Annotated in this window: 17 protein-coding genes and 3 pseudogenes; 14 read left to right on the top strand and 6 right to left on the bottom strand. The window is 61.4% G+C overall.

All coding sequences use genetic code 11. The annotated features are described in order from the left end of the window. Positions 1-105 precede the first annotated feature (105 nt). From hutH (RHM69_RS23005) to RHM69_RS23070, 14 genes and pseudogenes are all read left to right on the top strand, one after another. Complete coding sequence (gene hutH, locus RHM69_RS23005) at positions 106-1,614, top strand: histidine ammonia-lyase (RefSeq protein ID WP_032901817.1); 1,509 nt, start codon at positions 106-108, stop codon at positions 1,612-1,614. A 26-nt stretch (positions 1,615-1,640) separates the two neighbouring features. Next, entirely contained in the window at positions 1,641-3,179 is a 1,539-nt protein-coding gene (hutH, locus tag RHM69_RS23010) for a histidine ammonia-lyase (RefSeq protein WP_020302387.1), read from the top strand. 164 nt (positions 3,180-3,343) lie between these two features. Next, on the top strand, positions 3,344-4,753 hold the full coding sequence (locus RHM69_RS23015) for an amino acid permease (protein WP_014716540.1): 1,410 nt from the start codon (positions 3,344-3,346) through the stop codon (positions 4,751-4,753). A gap of 15 nt (positions 4,754-4,768) precedes the next feature. Continuing rightward, positions 4,769-5,974 carry an imidazolonepropionase gene (gene hutI, locus RHM69_RS23020; protein WP_014716541.1) on the top strand — a complete coding sequence of 402 codons (1,206 nt, stop codon included), beginning with the start codon at positions 4,769-4,771 and terminating at the stop codon, positions 5,972-5,974. A 12-nt stretch (positions 5,975-5,986) separates the two neighbouring features. Next, positions 5,987-6,787 (top strand): N-formylglutamate deformylase, encoded by an 801-nt coding sequence (gene hutG, locus RHM69_RS23025; protein WP_200599102.1) that lies wholly within the window; start codon positions 5,987-5,989, stop codon positions 6,785-6,787. Positions 6,788-6,925: 138 nt separating this feature from the next. After that, positions 6,926-7,045 (top strand): annotated as a pseudogene (locus RHM69_RS23030) (alpha/beta hydrolase); the annotation flags it as partial. 103 nt (positions 7,046-7,148) lie between these two features. After that, a complete protein-coding gene (pip, locus tag RHM69_RS23035; RefSeq protein WP_014716544.1) occupies positions 7,149-8,120 on the top strand; it encodes a prolyl aminopeptidase in 972 nt (323 codons plus the stop codon). Continuing rightward, the gene (dtd, locus tag RHM69_RS23040) at positions 8,117-8,554 is read left to right on the top strand and encodes a D-aminoacyl-tRNA deacylase (protein WP_014716545.1); all 438 of its coding nucleotides are present in this window, start codon (positions 8,117-8,119) and stop codon (positions 8,552-8,554) included. The genes pip and dtd overlap by 4 nt, the downstream gene beginning before the upstream one ends. A gap of 267 nt (positions 8,555-8,821) precedes the next feature. After that, positions 8,822-10,558 carry a glucan biosynthesis protein G gene (locus tag RHM69_RS23045; protein ID WP_014716546.1) on the top strand — a complete coding sequence of 579 codons (1,737 nt, stop codon included), beginning with the start codon at positions 8,822-8,824 and terminating at the stop codon, positions 10,556-10,558. Continuing rightward, positions 10,551-13,129 (top strand): annotated as a pseudogene (mdoH, locus tag RHM69_RS23050) (glucans biosynthesis glucosyltransferase MdoH); the annotation flags it as partial. The gene RHM69_RS23045 and the pseudogene mdoH, both read left to right, overlap by 8 nt. Before the next feature lie 178 nt (positions 13,130-13,307). Then, positions 13,308-14,108 carry a transporter substrate-binding domain-containing protein gene (locus RHM69_RS23055; RefSeq protein WP_032901819.1) on the top strand — a complete coding sequence of 267 codons (801 nt, stop codon included), beginning with the start codon at positions 13,308-13,310 and terminating at the stop codon, positions 14,106-14,108. A gap of 219 nt (positions 14,109-14,327) precedes the next feature. Then, entirely contained in the window at positions 14,328-15,125 is a 798-nt protein-coding gene (locus RHM69_RS23060; protein WP_032901820.1) for a transporter substrate-binding domain-containing protein, read from the top strand. A gap of 130 nt (positions 15,126-15,255) precedes the next feature. Beyond that, entirely contained in the window at positions 15,256-16,215 is a 960-nt protein-coding gene (locus RHM69_RS23065) for an amino acid ABC transporter permease (RefSeq protein WP_014716550.1), read from the top strand. Next, positions 16,208-16,942 carry an amino acid ABC transporter ATP-binding protein gene (locus RHM69_RS23070; protein WP_060768085.1) on the top strand — a complete coding sequence of 245 codons (735 nt, stop codon included), beginning with the start codon at positions 16,208-16,210 and terminating at the stop codon, positions 16,940-16,942. Before RHM69_RS23065 ends, RHM69_RS23070 begins: the two co-directional genes overlap by 8 nt. 113 nt (positions 16,943-17,055) lie before the next feature. Here RHM69_RS23070 and RHM69_RS23075 read toward each other — a convergent pair whose 3' ends face one another. From RHM69_RS23075 to tatB, 6 genes and pseudogenes are all read right to left on the bottom strand, one after another. Then, a complete protein-coding gene (locus tag RHM69_RS23075) occupies positions 17,056-18,963 on the bottom strand; it encodes a methyl-accepting chemotaxis protein (protein ID WP_060767910.1) in 1,908 nt (635 codons plus the stop codon). A gap of 135 nt (positions 18,964-19,098) precedes the next feature. Continuing rightward, positions 19,099-19,971 (bottom strand): methyl-accepting chemotaxis protein, encoded by an 873-nt coding sequence (locus tag RHM69_RS31145; RefSeq protein ID WP_370694792.1) that lies wholly within the window; start codon positions 19,969-19,971, stop codon positions 19,099-19,101. After that, positions 19,957-21,015, bottom strand: a pseudogene (locus RHM69_RS31150) (methyl-accepting chemotaxis protein); the annotation flags it as partial. The pseudogene RHM69_RS31150 and the gene RHM69_RS31145, both read right to left, overlap by 15 nt. A gap of 190 nt (positions 21,016-21,205) precedes the next feature. Beyond that, a complete protein-coding gene (locus RHM69_RS23085; RefSeq protein WP_014716554.1) occupies positions 21,206-21,913 on the bottom strand; it encodes a 16S rRNA (uracil(1498)-N(3))-methyltransferase in 708 nt (235 codons plus the stop codon). After that, positions 21,910-22,701, bottom strand: coding sequence for a twin-arginine translocase subunit TatC (gene tatC, locus RHM69_RS23090; protein ID WP_003187874.1), 792 nt, complete (start codon positions 22,699-22,701; stop codon positions 21,910-21,912). Before tatC ends, RHM69_RS23085 begins: the two co-directional genes overlap by 4 nt. Continuing rightward, positions 22,698-23,105, bottom strand: a complete 408-nt coding sequence (gene tatB / locus RHM69_RS23095) for a Sec-independent protein translocase protein TatB (RefSeq protein WP_003187876.1) — start codon at positions 23,103-23,105, stop codon at positions 22,698-22,700. Before tatB ends, tatC begins: the two co-directional genes overlap by 4 nt. Positions 23,106-23,114 lie beyond the last annotated feature (9 nt).

Consider the following 23,114-nt stretch of genomic DNA (forward strand, 5'->3'; position numbering starts at 1 on the left):
CAAGCCAGCTCCCACATTTGATTGGGTTCACACAGTTCAAATGTGGGAGCCGGGCTTGCCCGCGATGACGCCGGCAATGCTGTAGAGATTATGAAGAGGTCAACGATGTCCCAGGCAACAACAATCATCATCGCCGACACCCCACTGCGCTGGCAGGACGTGGTCGCCGTCGCCCGCCACGGCGCCATGCTCGAACTGTCGGGCCACGCCTGGGCGCGCATCGACAATGCCCAAGCCATCGTGCAGCGCATCGTCACCAGCGGCGAGCGTGCCTATGGTGTCAACACCGGCCTGGGCGCGCTGTGCAACGTCTCGCTCAAGACCGAGCAACTGAGCCAACTGTCGCGCAATACGCTGTTGAGCCATGCCTGTGGTGTCGGCCCGGTGCTCAGCGATGAGCAAACCCGCGCGATCATCTGCGCGGCGATCATCAACTACAGCCATGGCAAGTCCGGCCTGCATCCGCAGGTGGTGCACGCGCTGCTGGCGTTGCTCAACCACGGCATCACCCCGCAAGTGCCGTCCCAAGGCTCGGTGGGGTACCTGACCCACATGGCCCATATCGGCGTGGCCCTGCTGGGCGTCGGCAATGTGAGCTACCGAGGCCAGATCGTCACGGCGCAACACGCGTTGCAGGCTGAAGGTTTGCAGCCGGTGGTACTCGGCGCCAAGGACGGCCTGTGCCTGGTCAATGGCACGCCGTGCATGACCGGCCTGAGCTGCCTGGCCCTGGCCGATGCACATCACTTGCTGCAATGGGCCGACGTGATCGGTGCCATGAGCTTCGAAGCCCAGCGCGGCCAGATCGACGCCTTTGACGAAGAAATCATTGCTCTCAAGCCGCATCCTGGCATGCAGCAAGTGGGTATCAACCTGCGTGCCCTGCTCGACGGCAGTGAGGTGATTGCCAGCAGTAAAGGTATTCGCACCCAGGATGCCTTGAGCATTCGCTCGATCCCGCAGATTCACGGCGCGGCCCGCGATCAGGTGGAACACGCCACGCGCCAGATCGAGACCGAACTCAACAGCGCCACCGACAACCCGCTGGTGCTGGGCACGCCAGACAGCTACCGCGTGGTGTCCCAGGCCAACCCTCACGGGCAGTCCGTCGCGATGGCGGCCGACATGCTCGCCATCGCCATGGCCGAGATCGGTTCGGTGGCCGAGCGTCGCCTGGACCGCCTGGTCAACCCGCATGTCAGCGGCCTGCCAGCCTTCCTGGTGAGCAACCCGGGGGTCAACTCCGGGATGATGATCGTGCAGTACGTCGCCGCGTCCTTGTGCGGGCAGAACCGCCAGTTGGCGCAACCCGCGGTGCTCGACAATTTCGTCACCTCGGGCCTGCAGGAAGACCACTTGAGCATGGGCACCAACGCCGCGCTCAAGCTGCACCAGGTGCTGGTCAACGTCACCCAGATTCTTGCCATCGAGTACCTGCTGGCGGCCCAGGCTTTCGAGTTTCTCAAGGACCAGCGCTTCGGTGCCGGTACCGACCGCGCCTGGCGTTTGCTGCGCGAAGTGGTCCCTGCTTATGAACAGGACCGCTGGCTGGCGCCGGATATTGCCGCCGCTGCCCAGCTGCTTAAAGACACCGCATTACCGAATTTGCACTGAACACCTAAGAACAATTCACAAGGAGAATGAATGTGACTGCGCTAAACCTGATTCCAGGCCAACTGAGCCTCGCCCAACTGCGTGCCATCTACCAGCAGCCAGTAACCCTCAGCCTGGATGACAGCGCCTCGGCCCAGATCGAAGCCAGCGTTGCCTGCGTGGAGCAGATTCTCGCCGAGAACCGCACCGCCTATGGCATCAACACCGGTTTTGGCCTGTTGGCCTCGACCCGCATCGCCAGCGAAGACCTGGAAAACCTCCAGCGTTCCCTGGTGCTGTCCCACGCCGCCGGCGTCGGTGAGCCGATCAGCGATGCGCTGGTGCGACTGGTCATGGTGCTCAAGGTCAACAGCCTGAGCCGTGGCTTCTCCGGGATTCGTCGCCAGGTGATCGACGCGTTGATCGCGCTGATCAACGCCGAGGTGTACCCGCACATCCCACTCAAGGGTTCGGTCGGCGCCTCTGGTGACCTGGCGCCGTTGGCGCACATGTCCCTGGTACTGCTTGGCGAAGGCAAGGCACGCCACAAGGGCCAATGGCTGGAAGCCACCGAGGCGCTGAAAATCGCCGGCCTCACGCCGCTGACCCTGGCCGCCAAAGAAGGCCTGGCCCTGCTCAACGGCACCCAGGTGTCCACGGCCTATGCCCTGCGTGGCCTGTTCGAAGGCGAAGACCTGTTCGCCGGCGCCCTCGCTTGCGGCGGCCTCACTGTGGAGGCGGTACTGGGTTCGCGTTCGCCGTTCGATGCGCGTATTCATGCAGCGCGTGGCCAGCGTGGCCAGATCGACTCGGCAGCGGCCTATCGCGACCTGCTCGGTGAGAGCAGCCAGGTGTCCCAATCGCACCAGAACTGCGACAAGGTGCAAGACCCGTATTCCCTGCGTTGCCAGCCGCAGGTCATGGGTGCGTGCCTGACTCAATTGCGCCAGGCCGCCGAGGTGCTGGTGGTAGAAGCCAACGCAGTGTCGGATAACCCGCTGGTCTTTGCCGCCGAGGGTGACGTGATTTCCGGTGGCAACTTCCACGCCGAACCCGTGGCCATGGCCGCCGACAATATGGCGCTGGCCATTGCCGAAATCGGCTCCCTGAGCGAGCGCCGGATCTCGTTGATGATGGACAAGCACATGTCGCAACTGCCGCCGTTTCTGGTGGGCAATGGCGGGGTGAACTCCGGCTTCATGATCGCCCAGGTGACCGCCGCCGCGCTCGCCAGCGAGAACAAGGCGCTGGCCCATCCCCATAGCGTCGACAGCTTGCCGACTTCGGCCAACCAGGAAGACCACGTGTCCATGGCCCCGGCTGCGGGCAAGCGTTTGTGGGAAATGGCCGAGAACACCCGGGGCATCCTCGCGGTGGAATGGCTCGCGGCGTGCCAGGGCCTGGACCTGCGCGACGGCCTGAAGACCTCGCCCAAGCTGGAAAAAGCCCGTGGCATCCTGCGCGACAAGGTGGCGTTCTATGACAAGGACCGCTTCTTCGCCCCGGACATCAACGCCGCCAGCGAACTGCTCGCCAGCCGCTGCCTGAATGAGCTGGTGCCGGCCAAGTTGCTGCCAAGTCTCTGACCGCGACTCGGTCTGTGCCTGATCATTCCCACGCTCCGCGTGGGAATGCATCCTGTGACGCTCTGCGTCACCGCTCTTAAAGCGGACGCGGAGCGTCCAGGTCGGAGTTCCCACGCCGAGCGTGGGAACGATCTTCTCCTCATAAGAATAATTAGGGACGAGAAATGCACCAGCCAGAAAAAGGTTTGAAACGCGGGCTCAACGCCCGACATATTCGCTTCATGGCCCTGGGTTCCGCGATCGGCACCGGGCTGTTTTATGGCTCCGCCTCCGCCATCCAAATGGCTGGCCCTGCCGTGCTGCTGGCCTACCTGATCGGCGGCGCTGCTGTATTCATGGTGATGCGCGCCCTCGGTGAGATGGCCGTGCACAACCCAGTGTCTGGCTCCTTCGGCCACTATGCCAGCACCTACCTGGGGCCCATGGCCGGGTTTATCCTCGGCTGGACCTACGCCTTTGAAATGATCATCGTCTGCCTCGCCGACGTCACCGCGTTCGGCATCTACATGGGCTTCTGGTTTCCCGAAGTGGCCCGTTGGGTCTGGGTGCTGGGCATCGTGTTTTTGATCGGCGGCCTGAACCTGTGCAACGTCAAAGTCTTTGGCGAGATGGAGTTCTGGCTGTCGTTGCTCAAGGTCGGTGCCATTGTGGCGATGATCCTCGGCGGCTTTGGCATCATGTTGTTCGGCATTCACTCGGCGGGCGAAACCCAGGCCAGCGGACTGAGTAACCTGTGGGCCCATGGCGGCTTCATGCCCAACGGCATCGGTGGGCTGATCGCCTCGTTTGCCGTGGTCATGTTTGCCTTTGGTGGCATCGAAATCATCGGCATCACCGCCGGTGAAGCCAAGGACCCGCAGCGGGTGATCCCCAAGGCGATCAACGCGGTGCCGCTGCGTATCCTGTTGTTTTACGTGCTGACCCTGTTCGTGTTGATGGCCATCTACCCGTGGCCGCAGATCGGCAGCCAGGGCAGCCCGTTCGTGCAGATCTTCAGCAACCTGGGGATTGGCTCGGCGGCGACTATCCTCAACATTGTGGTGATCTCGGCGGCGGTGTCGGCCATTAACAGCGACATTTTCGGCGCCGGCCGCATGATGTACGGCCTGGCTCAACAAGGGCAGGCGCCGAAGGGCTTCGCGCAATTGTCCAAACAAGGCGTGCCATGGATGACCGTGGTGGTCATGGGCGCCGCTTTGCTCGGCGGTGTGGTGCTCAACTACCTGATCCCGGAAAACGTGTTCCTGCTGATTGCTTCGATTGCCACCTTCGCCACGGTGTGGGTATGGCTGATGATCCTGTTTACCCAGGTCGCCATGCGCCGCTCGATGACCAAGGCGCAGGTCGCCGAACTGAAATTCCCGGTGCCGTTCTGGCCCTATGCGCCGGCAGCGGCCATTGTGTTCATGCTGTTTGTGTTTGGTGTACTCGGTTACTTCCCGGATACCCAGGCGGCGTTGATGGTGGGCGCCGTGTGGATCGTGCTGCTGATCATCGCCTACTGGCTGTGGGTCAAGCCTGCCGCCGGGCAAACGGCCAAGGTCGATTACGACCCGGTTTTGTCTCATCGATAACTTAGGGAGGCGTTGATGAAAACGCTTTGGCAACACTGCCACGTCGCAACCATGGCCAACGGCAAATACTCGATCATCGAGGATGCCGCCATGGTGACTGCCGGCTCGCTCATCGAGTGGGTCGGCCCCCGCAGCCAGGCGCCAACCGCGGATTACGCCCAGGTGCATGACCTGCAAGGCGCGTGGGTCACCCCCGGGCTGATCGACTGTCACACCCATACGGTGTTTGGTGGCAATCGCAGTGGCGAATTCGAGCAGCGCCTCGAAGGTGTCAGCTACGCCGAGATCGCGGCCAAGGGCGGCGGCATTGCCAGCACGGTGCGCGCAACCCGTGCGGCGAGCGAAGATGAGCTGTTCTCGAGCGCTGAAAAGCGCCTGCGCAGTTTGCTGCGTGACGGCGTGACCACGGTGGAGATCAAGTCCGGCTACGGCCTGGACCTGGCCAACGAACGCAAGATGCTGCGTGTGGCCCGACGCCTGGGTGAAGCACTGCCGGTCAGCGTGCGCGCCACCTGCCTGGCCGCCCACGCGTTACCGCCGGAGTACAAGGACCGCGCCGACGATTACATCGAGCACATCTGCAGCCAGATGCTGCCGGCCCTGGCCGCTGAGGGGTTGGTGGATGCGGTCGATGCCTTCTGTGAATACCTGGCGTTTTCCCCCGAGCAGGTTGAGCGGGTATTCAAGGTCGCCCAGCAACTTGGCCTGCCGGTGAAGCTGCACGCCGAGCAACTCTCTTCGTTGCATGGCTCAAGCCTGGCGGCGCGCTACCACGCGTTGTCGGCCGACCACCTGGAATTCATGACTGAAGAAGACGCCATCGCCATGGCTGCGGCCGGTACCGTCGCCGTGCTATTGCCGGGCGCGTTCTACTTCCTGCGTGAAACCCAGCTGCCGCCGATGGAGGCCCTGCGCAAGCACGGCGTGAAGATCGCCATCGCCAGCGACCTCAACCCCGGTACTTCACCGGCGCTGTCGGTACGGCTGATGCTGAACATGGCCTGCACCCTGTTTCGCATGACCCCGGAAGAAGCCCTGGCCGGTGCCACGCAACACGCGGCCACCGCGTTGGGCCTGGGCGATACCCATGGCTCCCTGGAAGTGGGCAAGGTCGCGGACTTTGTCGCCTGGCAGATCGACCGCCCCGCCGACCTGGCCTACTGGCTGGGTGGCGAGCTGGATAAACGCGTTGTGCGCCACGGCGCCGACGTCACTGTTTGAGAGGATGCAGTTGTGGATAAGGTTCTGACATTCAAGCAAGGCCGCGTACCGCTGCTGATCAGCATGCCCCACGCCGGCCTGCGGCTCACCCCTGCGGTGGAGGCCGGGTTGATCCCCGAGGCGCAAAGCCTGCCGGATACCGACTGGCATATCCCGCTGTTGTATGACTTTGCCGAAGAACTGGGCGCCAGCACCCTGGCTGCGGAGTACTCGCGGTTTGTCATCGACCTCAACCGGCCCTCCGACAACACGCCGCTGTATGCCGGCGCTACGACGGGCCTGTACCCCGAGACGCTGTTCGATGGCGTGCCGTTGTTCCGGGAAGGGCAAACGCCCTCCGAGGAGGAGCGGGCCAGTTACCTGCAAAAAATCTGGGGGCCGTACCACCGTCAACTGCAAGAAGAACTGGCACGCCTCAAGGCCGAGTTCGGTTATGCGTTGCTGTTCGATGCGCACTCGATCCGCTCGTTGATCCCGCACCTGTTCGACGGCAAATTGCCGGACTTCAATTTGGGTACCTTCAACGGCGCTGCGTGCGACCCGCAGCTAGCCAGCCAGCTGGAAGCCATCTGCGCTCAGCATCCGCAATATACCCATGTGCTGAACGGGCGCTTCAAGGGCGGCCATATCACCCGTCATTATGGCAACCCCGCGCAGGATATCCACGCGGTGCAGCTGGAGTTGTGCCAGAGCACCTATATGGAGGAGTTCGAACCGTTCCGTTATCGCCCGGATTTGGCCGAGCCGACTCGGGTGGTGTTGAGGCAGTTGCTTGAAGGGCTGTTGGCTTGGGGAAAGAAGCACTACCGGTAATTGTTGGTGCTGCTGCAATAGCTTTCGCGAGCAAGCCCGCTTGACCGCGCTCTATCATGAGAATGCGCTCGAAATGTGGGAGCTGGCTTGCCTGCGATAACGGTGGTTCAGCAACACTTTTATCAACTGACACACCGCCATCCCGGCAAAGGGCTGGCCCACGGTTGTTTGCGGGCACGCGGCCAGGTGCCGGAGGTGGAACGGCTGTATGACTATCTGCTCGGTTATCTGAGGTGCGAACTGCTGACACAGGTCTAAGTGCTCAAGGACATGCTCATTGCACAATTCGGGTTTATGATGCCAGACGGCAAAATAATAGACGTCCCCCCAGGGATGAACCCGACACCCTACGGAGCACGCAATGCAGACTTGGTACCCGCAGATCAAACCCTACGCCCGGCACGATCTGGCTGTCGATGACACCCACACCCTGTATGTCGATGAAAGTGGCTCCCCCGAAGGCTTGCCTGTCGTGTTCATCCATGGAGGCCCCGGCTCCGGTTGCGACGCCCAGAGCCGCTGCTATTTCGACCCGAACCTCTACCATATTGTCACCTTCGACCAGCGTGGCTGCGGCCGCTCCACGCCAAGGGCCAGCCTCGAGAACAACACCACCTGGGATCTGGTCGCCGACCTTGAGCGCATCCGCGAGCACCTGGGCATCGACAAATGGGTGCTGTTCGGCGGCTCCTGGGGTTCGACCCTGGCCCTGGCCTACGCGCAAACCCACCCCGAGCGTGTGCTCGGCCTGATCGTGCGCGGCATCTTCCTTGCCCGCCCCCAGGATATTCGCTGGTTCTACCAGGAGGGCGCGAGTCGCCTGTTCCCCGATTACTGGCAGGACTACGTGGCACCGATCCCGGTGGAAGAGCGCCACGACATGATCGCCGCTTACCACAAGCGACTGACCGGCAACGACCAGATCGCCCAGATGCATGCGGCCAAAGCCTGGTCGGGCTGGGAAGGCCGTATGTTGGGCCTGTGCCCGAGCCCGCAGCATGTGGAACGGTTTTCCGAGCCGCAGCGCGCCTTGTCCATCGCACGTATCGAATGTCATTACTTCACCAACAACTCCTTCCTGGAACCCAACCAGCTGATTCGCGATATGCACAAGATCGCCCATCTGCCTGGCGTCATCATCCATGGCCGCTACGATATGATCTGCACGCTGGATAACGCCTGGGAGTTGCACCAGGCCTGGCCCAACAGCGAGTTGCAGGTGATCCGCGAAGCCGGGCATGCGGCGTCCGAGCCGGGCATCACCGACGCGCTGGTGCGTGCGACCGGCGAAATGGCCCGGCGCCTGCTCGACCTGCCGCCTGAAGAAGCATGAAGGGCCTGTTGCAGCGGGTGCGTGGCGCCCGGGTTGAGGTCGCAGGGGAGGTGGTAGGCTCGATTGACCAGGGTTTGCTGGTGCTGGTGGCCGTCGAGCCTTCAGATACGCCCGAAAGCGCCGACAAACTGCTGCACAAGCTGCTTAACTATCGGGTGTTCAGTGACGAGGAGGGCAAGATGAACCTGTCCCTCAAGGACATCGGCGGCGGTTTGCTGCTGGTGTCGCAGTTCACCCTGGCGGCGGATACCAAAAGCGGGCTACGGCCCAGCTTCTCCACAGCGGCTCCTCCGACCCTGGGAGCGGCGCTTTTTGAGCACTTGTTGTTACAAGCGCAACAATTGCATGGCAAGGTGGCTTCGGGGCGTTTTGGCGCGGATATGCAGGTGCACTTGGTCAATGATGGCCCTGTGACCTTCCTCTTACAGACATGAATGTATGAAAAACGACGTTAATGCCTAAAAACGCAGGGTTTCGCTACAAATACTTCACTGTCCCTGATGCGTTGTCTCGCGGGCTACTAGATAATCGCGCGCTACGGGGATCAGCGTTGTTTGGTCCATTTTTGACTTAGGTAGAGCCTTGTCCGACAACCGCATGGGGAATCATTTTGCCCCAGAGGAGTCGGAACATTGCTCGCCAACCTGGCATATAGATAGCTGGCCGTTGGTTTTTTGATCTGTTTTCGGCGAGGGTTGCTCGTGATTGTTAGTCCCTGTAATGCACCAAAATTGTCTGCCAAACGGTTACGAAACGCACTGGTGACGGGCTCTGCCCTGTTTTGCCTGTTCGGCGCGGGTCAACTGTGGGCGTTCAGTCTGGATGATGTGTCGGCCAAGGCAAAAGAGCTGGCTGGGCAGAAGTACGAAGCTCCGCGCAGCAATCTGCCGAACGAATTCCGCGAAATGAAATTTGCGGATTACCAGAAAATTCGTTTCCGCAATGAAAAAGCCGAGTGGGCCGATCAGAACACCCCGTTCAAGCTGTCCTTCTATCACCAGGGGATGCATTTCGACACCCCGGTGAAAATCAATGAAGTCACCGCCGATAGCGTGCACGAAATCAAGTACGACCCGACGCGTTTCGATTTCGGCGACGTGAAATTTGATCCTAAAGCCACCGAACAGCTGGGTTACGCCGGTTTCCGTGTGCTTTTCCCGATCAACAAGGCCGACAAGCAAGACGAAATCATGACCATGCTCGGCGCCAGCTATTTCCGCGTCGTAGGCAAGGACCAAGTGTATGGCCTGTCTGCCCGTGGCATGGCAATCGACACCGCGTTGCCGTCTGGCGAAGAATTCCCGCGTTTCACCGAGTTCTGGATCGAGCGTCCAAAGCCGGGTGACAAGCATTTGGTGATTTTCGCGCTACTGGATTCGCCACGCGCCACTGGCGCTTATCGTCTGATCCTGCGCCCTGGCACCGACACCGTGGTGGACGTCAAATCCCAGATGTACCTGCGTGACAAGGTCAGCAAGCTGGGCGTTGCGCCGTTGACCTCGATGTTCCTGTTCGGCGCCAACCAGCCGTCCAAGGTCCTCAACTACCGTCGCGAGCTCCACGATTCCAGCGGCCTGTCGATTCACGCCGGCAATGGCGAGTGGATCTGGCGTCCGCTGAACAACCCTAAACACCTGTCGGTCAGCAACTTCAGCGTCGAGAACCCGCGTGGGTTCGGCCTGCTGCAGCGTGGCCGCAACTTCAGCCACTACGAAGACCTGGACGACAACTACGACAAGCGCCCAAGCGCCTGGATCGAGCCTGAAGGTGACTGGGGCAAAGGCTCCGTCGACCTGGTCGAAATTCCGACCGCCGATGAGACCAACGACAACATCGTGGCCTTCTGGAGCCCGGCCGAGCTGCCGGAAGTCGGCAAGCCGCTGGACGTGGCTTACCGTCTGCACTGGACATTGGACGACGCGGCCTTCCATTCGCCGGACAGTGCCTGGGTCAAGCAGACCCTGCGTTCTACCGGTGACGTGAAGCAATCGAACCTGATCCGTCAGCCCGATGGCAGCGTGGCCTACCTGGTAGATTTCGAGGGCCCGTCCCTGAAGAAACTGCTGCCGGACGCTCCGGTACGTAGCCAGGTGAGCGTGGGTGATAACGCTGAACTGGTTGAAAACAGCGTGCGCTACAACGAACACACCAAAGGCTGGCGCCTGACCCTGCGTATGAAGATCAAGGACGCAAGCAAACCGACCGAAATGCGTGCGGCATTGGTGCAGGATATCGTGCAGCCTGAGCCTGAGTCGGTTTCCAACCATGTGCTCAAGGCCGACAAAGTCTTGGCCAAGCAGCATGAGAAGCAGGCCAAGAAAGACGCCAAGGACAAGGAAGCCAAACAGCCTGAGGCTGCCCCAGCCACACCGGAGCCGATCAAGACCGAGCAAGTCCTGACCGAAACCTGGAGCTATCAGTTGCCTGCCGATGAGTAATTCTCAAGTCAAGCCAGAGACTCTGTCCGAGTACCTGGCGCATCTACCCATGACGGCTGAGCAGCGCGCCGAGTTGGCGGGCTGCAAGTCCTTCAGCGAGTTGCACGAACGTCTGTCGTCCAAGACCTTCGACGCACCGACCGACGCTGCCCAAGCGTCGGTCGGCCGCCGCTTGACCCTCAACAGCGCCGAAGAGCTGCAAGACGCCGAGATGCTGGCGCTCGATGCCAGCGGTCGTGTGTGCCTCAAGGCCACGCCGCCGATTCGTCGGACCAAAGTGGTGCCCGAGCCTTGGCGCACCAACATCCTGGTGCGCGGTTGGCGCCGGATGACCGGCCGCACCAACCCGCCCAAGCCACCGAAAGATGAGCGGGTATTGCCGGCTGCGCGCTGGCGTACCGTGGGCTCGATCCGTCGTTACATCCTGCTGGTGCTGATGCTGGGCCAGACCATCGTGGCCGGCTGGTACATGAAAGGCATCATGCCGTACCAGGGCTGGTCGCTGGTCGACTTCGACGAAATTCGCAACCAGACCCTGCTGCAAACCGCTACCCAGGTACTGCCTTACGCGCTGCAAACCAGCATCCTGATCATGTTCGGGATTCTGTTCTGCTGGGTGTCGGCCGGTTTCTGGACTGCGCTCATGGGCTTCCTGGAGCTGCTGACCGGTCACGATAAATACCGCATTTCCGGTAAAAGTGCCGGTGACGAGCCGATTCCGAAAGATGCGCGCACCGCCCTGGTGATGCCGATCTGTAACGAAGACGTGCCGCGTGTATTCGCCGGCTTGCGTGCAACGTTCGAATCGGTGGCCGCGACCGGTGACCTGGATCGCTTCGATTTCTTCGTGCTCAGCGACAGTAACGACGCCGACATCTGCATCGCCGAACAGCAAGCCTGGCTCGACGTATGCCGCGAAGCCGGTGGCTTCGGCAAGATCTTCTACCGCCGTCGTCGCCGCCGCGTTAAGCGCAAGAGCGGCAACCTCGACGACTTCTGCCGTCGTTGGGGCGGTGACTACAAGTACATGGTCGTTCTCGACGCAGATAGCGTGATGAGCGGCGAGTGCCTGACCAGCCTGGTGCGCCTGATGGAAGCCACGCCGGATGCCGGGATTATCCAGACCGCGCCGCGTGCGTCGGGCATGGACACCCTGTATGCGCGCATGCAGCAGTTCGCCACTCGCGTGTACGGCCCGCTGTTTACCGCTGGCCTGCACTTCTGGCAGTTGGGTGAATCCCACTACTGGGGCCACAACGCCATTATCCGTATGAAGCCGTTTATCGAGCACTGCGCCCTGGCGCCGCTGCCCGGTAAAGGCGCGTTTGCCGGTGCGATCCTCTCCCACGACTTCGTTGAAGCCGCGCTGATGCGCCGTGCCGGCTGGGGCGTGTGGATTGCCTACGACCTGCCGGGCAGCTACGAAGAACTGCCGCCGAACCTGCTGGACGAACTCAAGCGTGACCGTCGCTGGTGCCACGGTAACCTGATGAACTTCCGCCTGTTCCTGGTTAAAGGCATGCACCCGGTGCACCGTGCGGTGTTCCTGACCGGCGTGATGTCTTATCTGTCGGCGCCGTTGTGGTTCTTCTTCCTGGTGCTGTCCACGGCCTTGCTGGCGGTGAACACGCTGATGGAGCCGCAGTACTTCATGGCCCCGCGCCAGTTGTACCCGCTATGGCCACAATGGCACCCGGACAAGGCGGTGGCGCTGTTCTCCACCACCATCGTGCTGCTGTTCCTGCCTAAACTGCTCAGCATCATCTTGATCTGGGCCAAGGGCGCCAAAGAGTTCGGTGGCAAGTTCAAGGTAACCCTGTCGATGCTGCTGGAGATGTTGTTCTCCATGCTGCTGGCGCCGGTGCGGATGATTTTCCACACCCGTTTCGTCCTCGCCGCGTTCCTCGGTTGGGCCGCTACCTGGAACTCTCCGCAACGTGACGACGACTCCACGCCCTGGAGCGAAGCGGTCAAGCGCCACGGTCCGCAAACCGTGCTGGGCTTCCTGTGGGCGCTGCTGGTGGTGTGGCTGAACCCGAGCTTCCTGTGGTGGCTGGTGCCGATTGTCGGCTCGCTGATGCTGTCGATCCCGGTGTCGGTGATTTCCAGCCGGGTCAAGTTGGGCCTCAAGTCCCGCGACGAGAGCCTGTTCCTGATCCCTGAGGAATACAACCCGCCGCAGGCCCTGCTGTCGACCGAGAAGTACACCCACGAAAACCGTTGGCACGCCCTCAACGACGGCTTTGTGCGTTCGGTGGTAGACCCGCAGCAGAACGCTCTGGCCTGCGCCTTGGCGACCTCGCGGCACCGTGAGGCCGAGCCCATCGAGTACCTGCGCATGGAGCGTGTTCGCCACGCGTTGAAAGTCGGCCCGGCTGGCCTCAACAACAGCGAACGCCTGGCCTTGCTCAGCGATCCGGTGGCCTTGGCTCGTCTGCATGAGCAGGTGTGGAGCGAAGGTCACGCCGAGTGGCTAGGCGCTTGGCGTGCCTCGATCAAGGCCGATCCGCACGCGCCATTGCTGCCCCTGCAACCACAGTCGCCCCAGGCCCAGCCGGCCTGATTCAGGCACCCCCGAAGGCTCACTTCGGGGGTGTTTCAAACGTTGGTCCTACAGCGTTTTTAGCCTCTTCCTTTTATCGCTAACTCCTTGTTATTTCGAAACAAAAGACCTTTGTTCGAAGCGTATTGCCGTGCCTGCGGCTGGGTTAGGATCGCCCCCCAAATTGGACTCGCTACGGGGGCATTCATGATCAAAAGGTATTGTTTGGCATTGCTGATGGGCTTTTTCCTGGGGGGACAGGCAGGCCTGCTTTACGCCGGCGCGCTGGACAATGCTGTGCACCGCGGCGTGCTTAAGGTCGGCACCACCCCCAATAACGTGCCCTTCGAAATGCTCGATAAGCAGGGGCGCATCGTCGGCTTTGAAATTGACTTGCTCCACGCCATGAGCCGCGCGCTGGGCGTAGAGCTTGAATTGGTAGCGGTGCCCTACACGGAGTTGTTGTCGGGGCTGATGGCGAACAACTTTGATCTGATTGGCAGCGGCATGACGGTCACTCAGGAGCGCAACCTCAAGCTCAACTTCAGTGACTCGTTTATCGTGGTGGGCCAGACTGTGCTACTGCATCCGCGCCTGGGCGGGAAAGTGTCCAGTATTGAAGAGCTGGACGATCCCAGTTACCGCGTCGTTGCAACCCAAGGCACCACCGGCGAAGCCGCGGCACAGCGCTTTCTCCTATCAGCGCGGCTCAACAGTGTGGCCAACCCGGAAGAAGGCGTGCGGCAGGTCGTTGAAGGCAAGGCCGATGCTTTTATCCATGATGCGCCCTACAACCTGATCGCGATGAGTCGGCCGCAGAACAGTGCTTTGTTGGTACTGGAGCAACCCTTCACCTTTGAGCCTTTGGCGTTTGGCCTGAAAAAAGGCGATTACGACAGCCTCAATTGGATCAACCATTTTCTCAACCAGATCGCCCAGGACGGCACCTACGATCGCCTGCATGACAAGTGGTTCAGGGACACGGCCTGGATAGCCGAGATCGACTGATCGTCATAACTGCTTACACATCAATCCCTAATCGAGAGGTCGCGCGCAAGCGTCTGCCTCTGTGCCTGGCCGGCTCGCTGTCAGTGTTTTGCGACACACGCCGATAACATTTACCGGTGAAACCTTTGTGGCGGACAACGAGTGGGTTAGGATCGCACCCCGAAATGGCGCAGCCCTTCTGTGCGCCCACCTTATAAGAATCGTTCAGGGGTCTTGATGATGAAAAAGTATCTTTCGATGCTGATGCTCGGTGTCACCGCGCTGGTCGCCGCCACTGCGGCCCAGGCCGGCGCCATTGATGAGGCGGTCAAGCGCGGCACGTTGAAAGTCGGTATGGACCCCACCTACATGCCGTTCGAAATGACCGACAAGCGCGGCGAAATCATTGGTTTCGAAGTGGACATCCTCAAGGCTATGGCCAAGTCCATGGGCGTCAAGCTGGAGCTGGTGTCCACCGGGTACGACGGCATCATCCCGGCCTTCCTGACCGGCAAGTTCGACATGATTGGCAGCGGCATGACCCTGACCCAGGAACGCAACCTGCGCCTGAACTTCAGCGAACCCTTCATCGTGGTCGGCCAGACGCTGCTGATCCGCAAGGAGCTGGAAGGCACCATCAAGTCCTACAAAGACCTGAACGACGAGAAATACCGCCTGACCTCCAAGCTCGGCACCACCGGTGAGATGGTTGCCAAGAAGCTGATCTCCAAGGCCAAGTACCACGGCTACGACAACGAGCAGGAAGGCGTGCTCGACGTGGTCAACGGCAAGGCTGATGCGTTCGTCTACGACGCACCGTACAACGTGGTGGCCGAAAAGAAGGTCGGGAACGGCAAGCTGGTGTTCCTGGAAGAACCCTTCACCTTTGAACCTCTGGCGTTCGGTTTGAAGAAAGGCGATTACGACAGCATCAACTTCATCAACAACTTCCTGCACCAGATCCGTAACGACGGCACCTACGATCGCATCCATGACAAGTGGTTCAAGAGCTCCGAGTGGCTCAAGGACATGGAATAAGGCCTGACACCGAGTTGCCTGCATCGCAGGCAAGCCAGCTCCCACATTTGACTGTATTCACACATCAACCTGTGGGAGCGGGCTTGCCCGCGATGGCGGCCTATCAGGCGACACCTATGCGGAAAGTGAAATGAAACATAAAAAAGCCCAATGGCCCTGGCACCTGCTGACGGTGGTGGTGCTGGTCGGCCTGGCGGGTGCCTTGTACTACGCCACGTCGTTGATGTCCTACGAGTGGCGCTGGAACCGCGTCCCCCAATACTTCGCCTATCAAGCCGAAACCTCCCAGCGCGCCGCGGATATTTCCACCGTGGTCGAGTTGGTGCGCAAAGGCGATATGGCCGAAGTCACCCTGCGCAACGACGCCGGAGTGGAACAAAAGCTCACAGTCGCCGATAACAGCCTGCAAGTGGCGCGCGGCGATGATGTGGCTGAAGGCGATGTGGTCGGCGTGACTCGGCAATGGGCACTGGGGCCGTTGATGTGGGGCTTGTGGACCACGCTGTGGCTGTCGGTGGTGTCCGGCATTCTGGGCTTGGCGATTGGCTTGGCGACCGGGCTGTGCCGGCTGTCGAAAAACCCCACCTTGCGCGACCTGTCGACAATCTACGTCGAGCTGGTGCGGGGCACGCCGCTGCTGGTGCAGATCTTCATTTTCTATTTCTTTATCGGCACGGTGCTCAACCTGTCCCGGGAGTTTGCCGGGATTGCCGCGCTGTCGTTGTTCACGGGTGCCTACGTGGCAGAAATCGTGCGCGCCGGCGTGCAGTCCATCACCCGTGGCCAGGACGAAGCGGCGCGCTCCCTGGGCTTGAGTGCCAGCCAGTCGATGCGCCACGTGGTGCTGCCGCAGGCCTTCAAGCGCGTGCTGCCGCCCCTGGCCGGGCAATTTATCAGCCTGGTCAAGGACACGTCCCTGGTGTCGGTGATCGCGATTACCGAGTTGCTCAAGAGCGGCCGCGAAGTGATCACCACCTCGTTCTCGCCGTTTGAAATCCTGTTTTGTGTGGCGGGCTTGTACCTGCTGATCAACCTGCCGCTGTCGAAGATGGCCAGCCGGCTTGAGCGGAGGCTTGCCCAAAGTGATTGAAGTACGCGATCTGGTAAAGGTCTTCGATACCCGTGGGCAGGTGGTGCGCGCGGTGGATCATGTCACCACCCAAGTGGCCAAGGGCGAGGTGCTGGTGGTGATCGGTCCCTCGGGTTCCGGCAAGTCCACCTTTCTGCGCTGCCTTAACGGCTTGGAGGAATTCGACTCGGGTTCGGTGAGCATCGACGGCCTGCAACTGGCCGACCCGAAGACCGACGTGAATGCCTACCGCCGTGAAGTCGGCATGGTGTTCCAGCACTTCAACCTGTTCCCTCACATGACCGTGCTGGAAAACCTGTGCCTGGCGCAAAAGGTCGTGCGCAAGCGCGGCAAGCAAGAGCGGGAGGCCAAGGCCCTGGCGCTGCTGGAAAAGGTCGGTATAGCGCAGAAAGCCCGCGAGTTTCCATCGCGCCTGTCTGGCGGCCAGCAGCAGCGGGTTGCCATTGCTCGGGCCCTGGCGATGGAGCCTAAGGTGATGCTGTTTGACGAGCCCACCTCGGCCCTCGACCCGGAAATGGTCGGTGAAGTGCTGGACGTGATGAAGACCCTGGCCCTGGAAGGCATGACCATGGTGTGCGTCACCCACGAGATGGGCTTTGCCCGGGAAGTGGCAGACCGGGTGTTGTTTTTCGATCACGGCAAATTGCTGGAAGACGCCGCGCCGGCGGAGTTCTTCAATACGCCAAAAGACCCACGCGCCCAAGCCTTCCTGCGCCAGGTGCTATGACTGTAGGAGCGAGCTTGCTCGCGAAAAACGTCAACGAGAACGCCACGCACCCTGAATGAACGCGGCGGCCTTGGGTTTATCGCGAGCAAGCTCGCTCCTACAGTGGCGGTGTTTCAGAGCTTGAATTTGTCGACCAGCGTCTGCAAGTCCAGGCTCAACCTCGCCAACTGAACACTCGCCGCCGCCGTTTCCTCGCTGGCGGCGGCGGTTTGTTCCGACACGTCCCGTACCTTCAGCACACTGCGGTTGATCTCCTCGGCCACAGCGCTTTGCTGTTCCGCTGCGGCGGCGATCTGCGGGTTCATTTCCTGGATGATCGACACCGTGCGGGCAATGGCGATCAGGGCGTCGCCGGCGTCGCGGGTCAGGGTGACGCTGTTATCGGTCAGGTTACGGCTGCTGTCCATGATATCCGCCACCTGCTGGGTGCCGTTATGCAGGCCGAGGATCAGCCCTTCGATCTCCTCGGCCGATTCCTGAGTGCGTTGGGCCAGGCTGCGCACTTCGTCGGCGACCACCGCAAAGCCTTGGCCGGCAGCGCCCGCACGCGCCGCTTCAATGGCTGCGTTCAGGGCCAGCAGGTTGGTCTGCTGAGAAACAGACTTGATCACATCCAGCACACTGGCGATCTTCTGGCTCTCCTGTTGCAGCGCGAGCATCGCACGGCCCGACAGCGCCATTTCACTGGCCAGGTTGCCAATCTGCTCCATAGCCTGGGTGACCACCTGCTCACCGGCGCCGGCCTGATGGTCGGCTTCTTGGGCCGCCAGCGAGGCGCGTTCGGCGTGGCGCGCCACTTCCTGGGCAGTGGCGAGCATTTCATTCATTGCCGTCGCCACCTGGTCGGTTTCATCTTTCTGCTCGTTGAGCCCGCTGCGGGTCTGCTCGGTGACGGTGGATAACTGCGTGGCCGCTCCGGCGATCTGCCGGGCGCTGTCACCGATACTGCTGATCAGGCTACGCAGGCTGCGGGTCATTTGCCCGATGCTTTGCTGCAACTGGCCGAGTTCATCGCGACGGTCGACCGCCATGTCGTGGCTGAGGTCGCCTTCGGCAATGCGGCGTGCGGCGCCAAGGATCTCCCGCAGTGGTACCGCAATCTGCCGGGCGATCCACCAGGCGGCCAGCGCGCCCAGGGCCAGGGCGGCCACTGTCACGCTCATCAGCAATGTGCGGGTGTGGTCTGCCTCGCTGTTGCGCTTGGTGTTCTGGCTTTGGCTCAACTGGTTACTGTTGTCGCGCAGGTCATCGAGTTGCTGTTCGAAGCGGTTTTGCACGGTCTCCACGTTGAGCTGGGCTTCCTTGAGCTCGATCAACTGCTCGCGATAGTTAGCCAGGTCGGTCTTGAGCAGTGCTGAGTCCACGGGCAGCGCTGTGACTGCCAGTTGCGCGGTCTCCAGGGCGTCAAGGGCCTTGCCGATGGCCTCTGTATACATTGCCAGCGATTGCGCGGCCCAGGCGGGGCTCTGGGCGCGATCTTCGGCCAGCTCCATGGCCTGACGCAGTTGCTCGATGGCATCAAGGGCCTTTTCGTCGTTCTGATCAGGCAGGTCACTGGCAAATTGGGCGAGGGTATCGCTGGCTTGCAGGGCGACTTTTTTCAGCGCCTGGCGGATGCGCTCACGCTGTTCGACCAGGGGCGGAAGTTGCGTCAGTGCCGCCTTGAAGTGGCTTGCAAGGCTCTTGGCTTCTTCAAGTCGCTGCAGGTCAGCCGGGTCTTTCAGGCGGTTTGATAGGTCGGCCAAGTGCTGGTCCATCCGTTCAATCTTCGCGGCCATTTTGCTCAGGCTATCGCTGTCTGTCAGGGTGCGGTACACGATGCGGTCGGCGCGCATGGCCTCGGCGTCAACGGCCAATTGACCCAGGGTCGTCAGGCTATTGGATCGGTAAAGCACGGCGTTCAAGGCTTGCCAGCCCGTAGCGGCGATCAGGAAACTGAGGATCAGCACTTGGCCAAAACCCAGGGCGAGCTTGAGGCGGACGCTGGCATTGACCAGCACGCGGGTTAGCCGAGAAAACATGGTGAACCTCCGAATCAGAGAAAGCATTTCGCAACACATGAAACGCTAATTCGATTCGGGGCCGTGGAGGGCTGATAACTGCGTAGGAAATTTCACAAGTTACGGCGGCTTTGGTAAGCCGCCGTGTAGGGTAATTCAGACCCGGAAGCGCCCAACCAGGGTCTGCAGGTAGATCCCCAGGCGCGCCAGTTCGGCACTGGAGGACGCAGTTTCTTCGCTGGCCGACGAGGTTTGTTCGGAGATGTCGCGCACATTCAACACGCTGCGGTTGATCTCTTCAGCCACGGCGCTTTGTTGCTCGGCGGCGGTGGCGATCTGCGAGTTCATGGCCTGAATGGTCGAGACGGTGCGGGTGATATTGCCCAGCGCGTGGCCGGCGCGGCGCGTCAGCTCAACACTGCTCTCGGTCAGCCCGCGGCTGTTGTCCATGATGGTTGCCACCTGCTGGGTACCACTTTGCAGGCCGACGATCAGCTCTTCGATCTCTTCAGTGGACTTCTGCGTGCGCTGGGCCAGGCTGCGCACCTCGTCGGCCACCACGGCAAAGCCACGGCCGGCCTCACCGGCACGCGCGGCCTCAATGGCGGCGTTAAGGGCCAGCAGGTTGGTTTGCTGGGCCACGGATTTGATCACGTCGAGCACACTGCCGATCTTGTCGCTTTCGCGCTTGAGTTCACCCATGGCCACTGTGGAATTACCCACCTCGGTAGCCAGGCGCTCGATCTGGGCGATGGCTTCACCCACCACCTGGTCGCCTTCACGGGCTTGCTGGTCGGCAGCCACGGCGGCTTCCGAGGCCTCTTCGGCATTGCGCGCCACTTCCTGCACGGTGGCCGCCATCTCGTTCATGGCGGTGGCCACCTGGTCGGTCTCGACCTTCTGGCTGTTGACCCCGGCGCTGGTTTGTTCGGTCACGGCCGACAACTGCTCGGCGGCGCTGGCGATCTGGGTGACACCGTCGCTGATCCCGCCGATCAACTCGCGCAGGCCTACGGTCATGCTTTGCATGGCACGCTGCAATTGACCCAGTTCGTCCTGGCGGCCCGATTCCAGGTTGTGGCTCAGATCGCCGGAGGCCACACGCTCGGCGACTTTGAGGGTCTGGTTCAGGGGGATGACGATCTGGCGGGTGATGGCCCAGGCTGCGAAGATGCCGACGATCAGCGCCAGCACGGTGGCAAGTAGCAACAGGTATTTGGCCTGCGCGGCATCTGCGTCACGCACGGCGGTCTGGGAGACGGTGAGTTTTTCGCTGTGGCCCAGCAGGATGTCGCCTTGGGCGATCATGGTTTTCAGCGCAGCCGCGCTGGCGACCTGGGAATCGCGATACTGGCTGACGGCGGCGCGGTAGGCTTGCAGTGAAGCCCCGGCTTCTTGCAGGTTGGCCTGGTATTGGGCCGGCAGCTGGCCTTGCAGTTCGGTGATTTTCTTCAGGGCGTTGTCGATAGCATCCAGGGCCGGTTGCTCGGCTTCGACCTTGCCGCTGTAGGTGTAGCCGCGTACTTGGAAGCGCGATTGCTGGATCAGCTTGCTCTGCTCCACCACGCTGTTGAACTGGGTGACGCTGTCACCTTGCAGCAGGGCTTTTTCGATTTCATTGATCTTGGCGACAGCATTGTCGGCAGTGTCGCCGAGCTTGCTGCGAGCACCCTCACGCTTGAGGCCCGCCTGGACCATGGCCGCGAAGGCCTTTTTGTATTGGTTCAAGGCTTCCTGCTGTTGCTCGACCAGGGCTTTGTCGTCAGGTTGCTCGATCAGCTCGGCGGCGGTCTTCAGGCCGCTGTCGAGGTGGGCGAGCAGGCCGTCGACCTTGTCCGTGCCTTGCTCGCCACGGCGCATATCGAAGTCCAGACGTGCCAGGCGCAGGTCTTTGGTCAGGCCATTGAGGCTGGAAATGAAGCCCAGCTTGTCGCCGCGGCTGATCACATCCCCCAGGCCGGTCCAGCCGGTAAAGGTGATCAACAGCGTCAGGACCAATACCAGGCCAAAGCCGACGCTCAGCTTGCGGTTGACGCTTACATTCCCCAACTTCTCGGCTAACCAACGATACATGCTGCGAACTCCCCTGGAACAAGGCTTGGACTTATTCAAAGGCTATCGGCACGGGCGCGAGATTCTGTAGCTATGCACATGATCGTTCCCACGCTCTGCTGATCGTTCCCACGCTCTGCGTGGGAATGAATGGCGTGACGCTCTGCGTCACAAGGGCTGACGTAGAGCGTGGGAACGATCAGTCGGGGGGTTAGAACAGGCGGGCGAGCAGGGCCGTTACGGCGGTTTCGACGCGCAAAATACGTGCACCCAGTTGCACCGGCTGCAAACCGGCCTTGGCCAGCAAGTCCACTTCATAGGGAATCCAGCCGCCTTCCGGGCCGATCGCCAGGGTCACCGGTTCCTCGAGGGCTCGGGGGCAGGCGGGGTAATCGCCCGGATGGCCGATCAGGCCCAGGGTGCCAGCCGCCATGGCCGGCAGCCGATCTTCCACAAACGGCTTGAAGCGTTTCTCGATAATGATCTCGGGCAGCACCGTGTCCCGCGCTTGTTCCAGGCCGAGGATCAATTGCTCGCGCACCGCTTCAGGCTCCAGGAACGGGGTTTGCCAGAAGCTTTTTTCCACGCGGTAGCTGTTGACCAGCACCACCTTGGGCACGCCCATGGCCGCCACGGTTTGCAACACCCGGCGCAGCATCTTCGGGCGGGGCAGGGCCAGCAGCAAGGTCAGGGGTAATTTGCTCGGTGGCGGTTGGTCGAAGCTCACTTGCAGTTCGGCTTCAGCGGCTTCCAGGCGCAGCAGTTGGGCATTGCCCATTAGCCCGCCAATCCGGCCCACGCGCAGGGAGTCACCGACGGCGGCGCGGTGAACCTCCTGCATATGCACCAGGCGCCGATCGCGCAGCACTACGCGGTCGGCCGCGATAAAGTCGGCCTCTTCGAGCAGCAGCAGGTTCACGGCTGGGTCGCAGGCGGCTGGTCGTCGTCGACAGGCGCGTCATCCGGGTGTTCGCCACGCTTGCTGATCAAGCCGCTGAACAGGATGCCCACTTCGAACAGCATCCACATCGGCACGGCCAACAAGGTCTGGGAGAAGATGTCCGGTGGCGTGAGGATCATGCCGACCACGAAGCAGCCGATGATCACGTACGGGCGGATCTTCTTCAGGTACTTGACGTCGACCACGCCGATCCACACCAGCAACACTACCGCTACCGGAATTTCAAACGCCACGCCAAAGGCGAAGAACAGCGTCATCACGAAATCGAGGTAGCTGGTGATATCGGTCATCATTTCCACACCGGCTGGAGTCGCGGCGGCGAAGAACTTGAAGATCAGTGGGAACACCAGAAAGTAGGCGAAGGCCATGCCGGTGTAGAACAGCAGGATGCTCGACACCAGCAACGGCACGGCGATGCGCTTCTCATGCTTGTACAGGCCTGGCGCGATAAAACCCCAGATCTGATGCAGGATCACCGGGATCGCCAGGAACAGCGAGACCATCATGGTCAGCTTCAAGGGCGTCAGGAACGGCGACGACACATCGGTGGCGATCATCGTCGCGCCGGCCGGCAGGTACTGGCGCAGGGGCGTCGAGACGAAGGTGTAGATCTGCTGGGTAAAGGCGAACAGCCCGGCAAAGATGATGAAGATCGCCGCCACGCAACGCAGCAGGCGGGTACGCAGCTCGGTGAGGTGCGAGACCAGCGGCATATGCTGGTCGTTTTCCGGTTTATCAGCGCTCATGGGGCTCGCGGCGGCAATGTAGGGTCATGGGGTGCGGGCGACGCAACGGGCGTCGGCGCGGGCGTCGTAGGAGCGGGCGCTGCCGGTGCGGCGTCGGCCACAGGGGCTGGCGCGATGCTGTGCTCGGCCACCGGCGTTACCGGCTTGGCCGGCTCTTGCACCGGGGAAAGAATCTTGCGGGCTTCCTGCTCCAACGAGAGGATGTGCTCGTTGTGCAATTGCCGACGGATTTCGTCGGCACCGATTTCCCGTTCAACTTCCTGTTTGATCGCGTTGAAACTGCGCTTGAGGCGCCCGATCCACAAGCCGGCGGTGCGTGCGGCACCGGGCAGGCGTTCCGGCCCCAGTACCAGCAGGGCCACCAGGCCGACGAGCAGCAGTTCAGAGAAGCTGATACCAAACATTAGTCAGTG

This window comes from Pseudomonas sp. CCI1.1 (assembly GCF_034348165.1).
GTDB lineage: Bacteria > Pseudomonadota > Gammaproteobacteria > Pseudomonadales > Pseudomonadaceae > Aquipseudomonas > Aquipseudomonas paracarnis.

Bases quoted from the DNA above. Each gene is read 5' to 3' on its own strand.
- hutH (WP_032901817.1), top strand. From the start codon at position 106: ATGTCCCAGGCAACAACAATCATCATCGCCGACACCCCACTGCGCTGG.
- hutH (WP_020302387.1), top strand. From the start codon at position 1,641: ATGAATGTGACTGCGCTAAACCTGATTCCAGGCCAACTGAGCCTCGCC.
- RHM69_RS23015 (WP_014716540.1), top strand. From the start codon at position 3,344: ATGCACCAGCCAGAAAAAGGTTTGAAACGCGGGCTCAACGCCCGACAT.
- hutI (WP_014716541.1), top strand. From the start codon at position 4,769: ATGAAAACGCTTTGGCAACACTGCCACGTCGCAACCATGGCCAACGGC.
- pip (WP_014716544.1), top strand. From the start codon at position 7,149: ATGCAGACTTGGTACCCGCAGATCAAACCCTACGCCCGGCACGATCTG.
- dtd (WP_014716545.1), top strand. From the start codon at position 8,117: ATGAAGGGCCTGTTGCAGCGGGTGCGTGGCGCCCGGGTTGAGGTCGCA.
- RHM69_RS23055 (WP_032901819.1), top strand. From the start codon at position 13,308: ATGATCAAAAGGTATTGTTTGGCATTGCTGATGGGCTTTTTCCTGGGG.
- RHM69_RS23060 (WP_032901820.1), top strand. From the start codon at position 14,328: ATGAAAAAGTATCTTTCGATGCTGATGCTCGGTGTCACCGCGCTGGTC.
- RHM69_RS23065 (WP_014716550.1), top strand. From the start codon at position 15,256: ATGAAACATAAAAAAGCCCAATGGCCCTGGCACCTGCTGACGGTGGTG.
- RHM69_RS23075 (WP_060767910.1), bottom strand. From the start codon at position 18,963: ATGTTTTCTCGGCTAACCCGCGTGCTGGTCAATGCCAGCGTCCGCCTC.
- RHM69_RS31145 (WP_370694792.1), bottom strand. From the start codon at position 19,971: ATGCAAAGCATGACCGTAGGCCTGCGCGAGTTGATCGGCGGGATCAGC.
- tatC (WP_003187874.1), bottom strand. From the start codon at position 22,701: ATGAGCGCTGATAAACCGGAAAACGACCAGCATATGCCGCTGGTCTCG.
- tatB (WP_003187876.1), bottom strand. From the start codon at position 23,105: ATGTTTGGTATCAGCTTCTCTGAACTGCTGCTCGTCGGCCTGGTGGCC.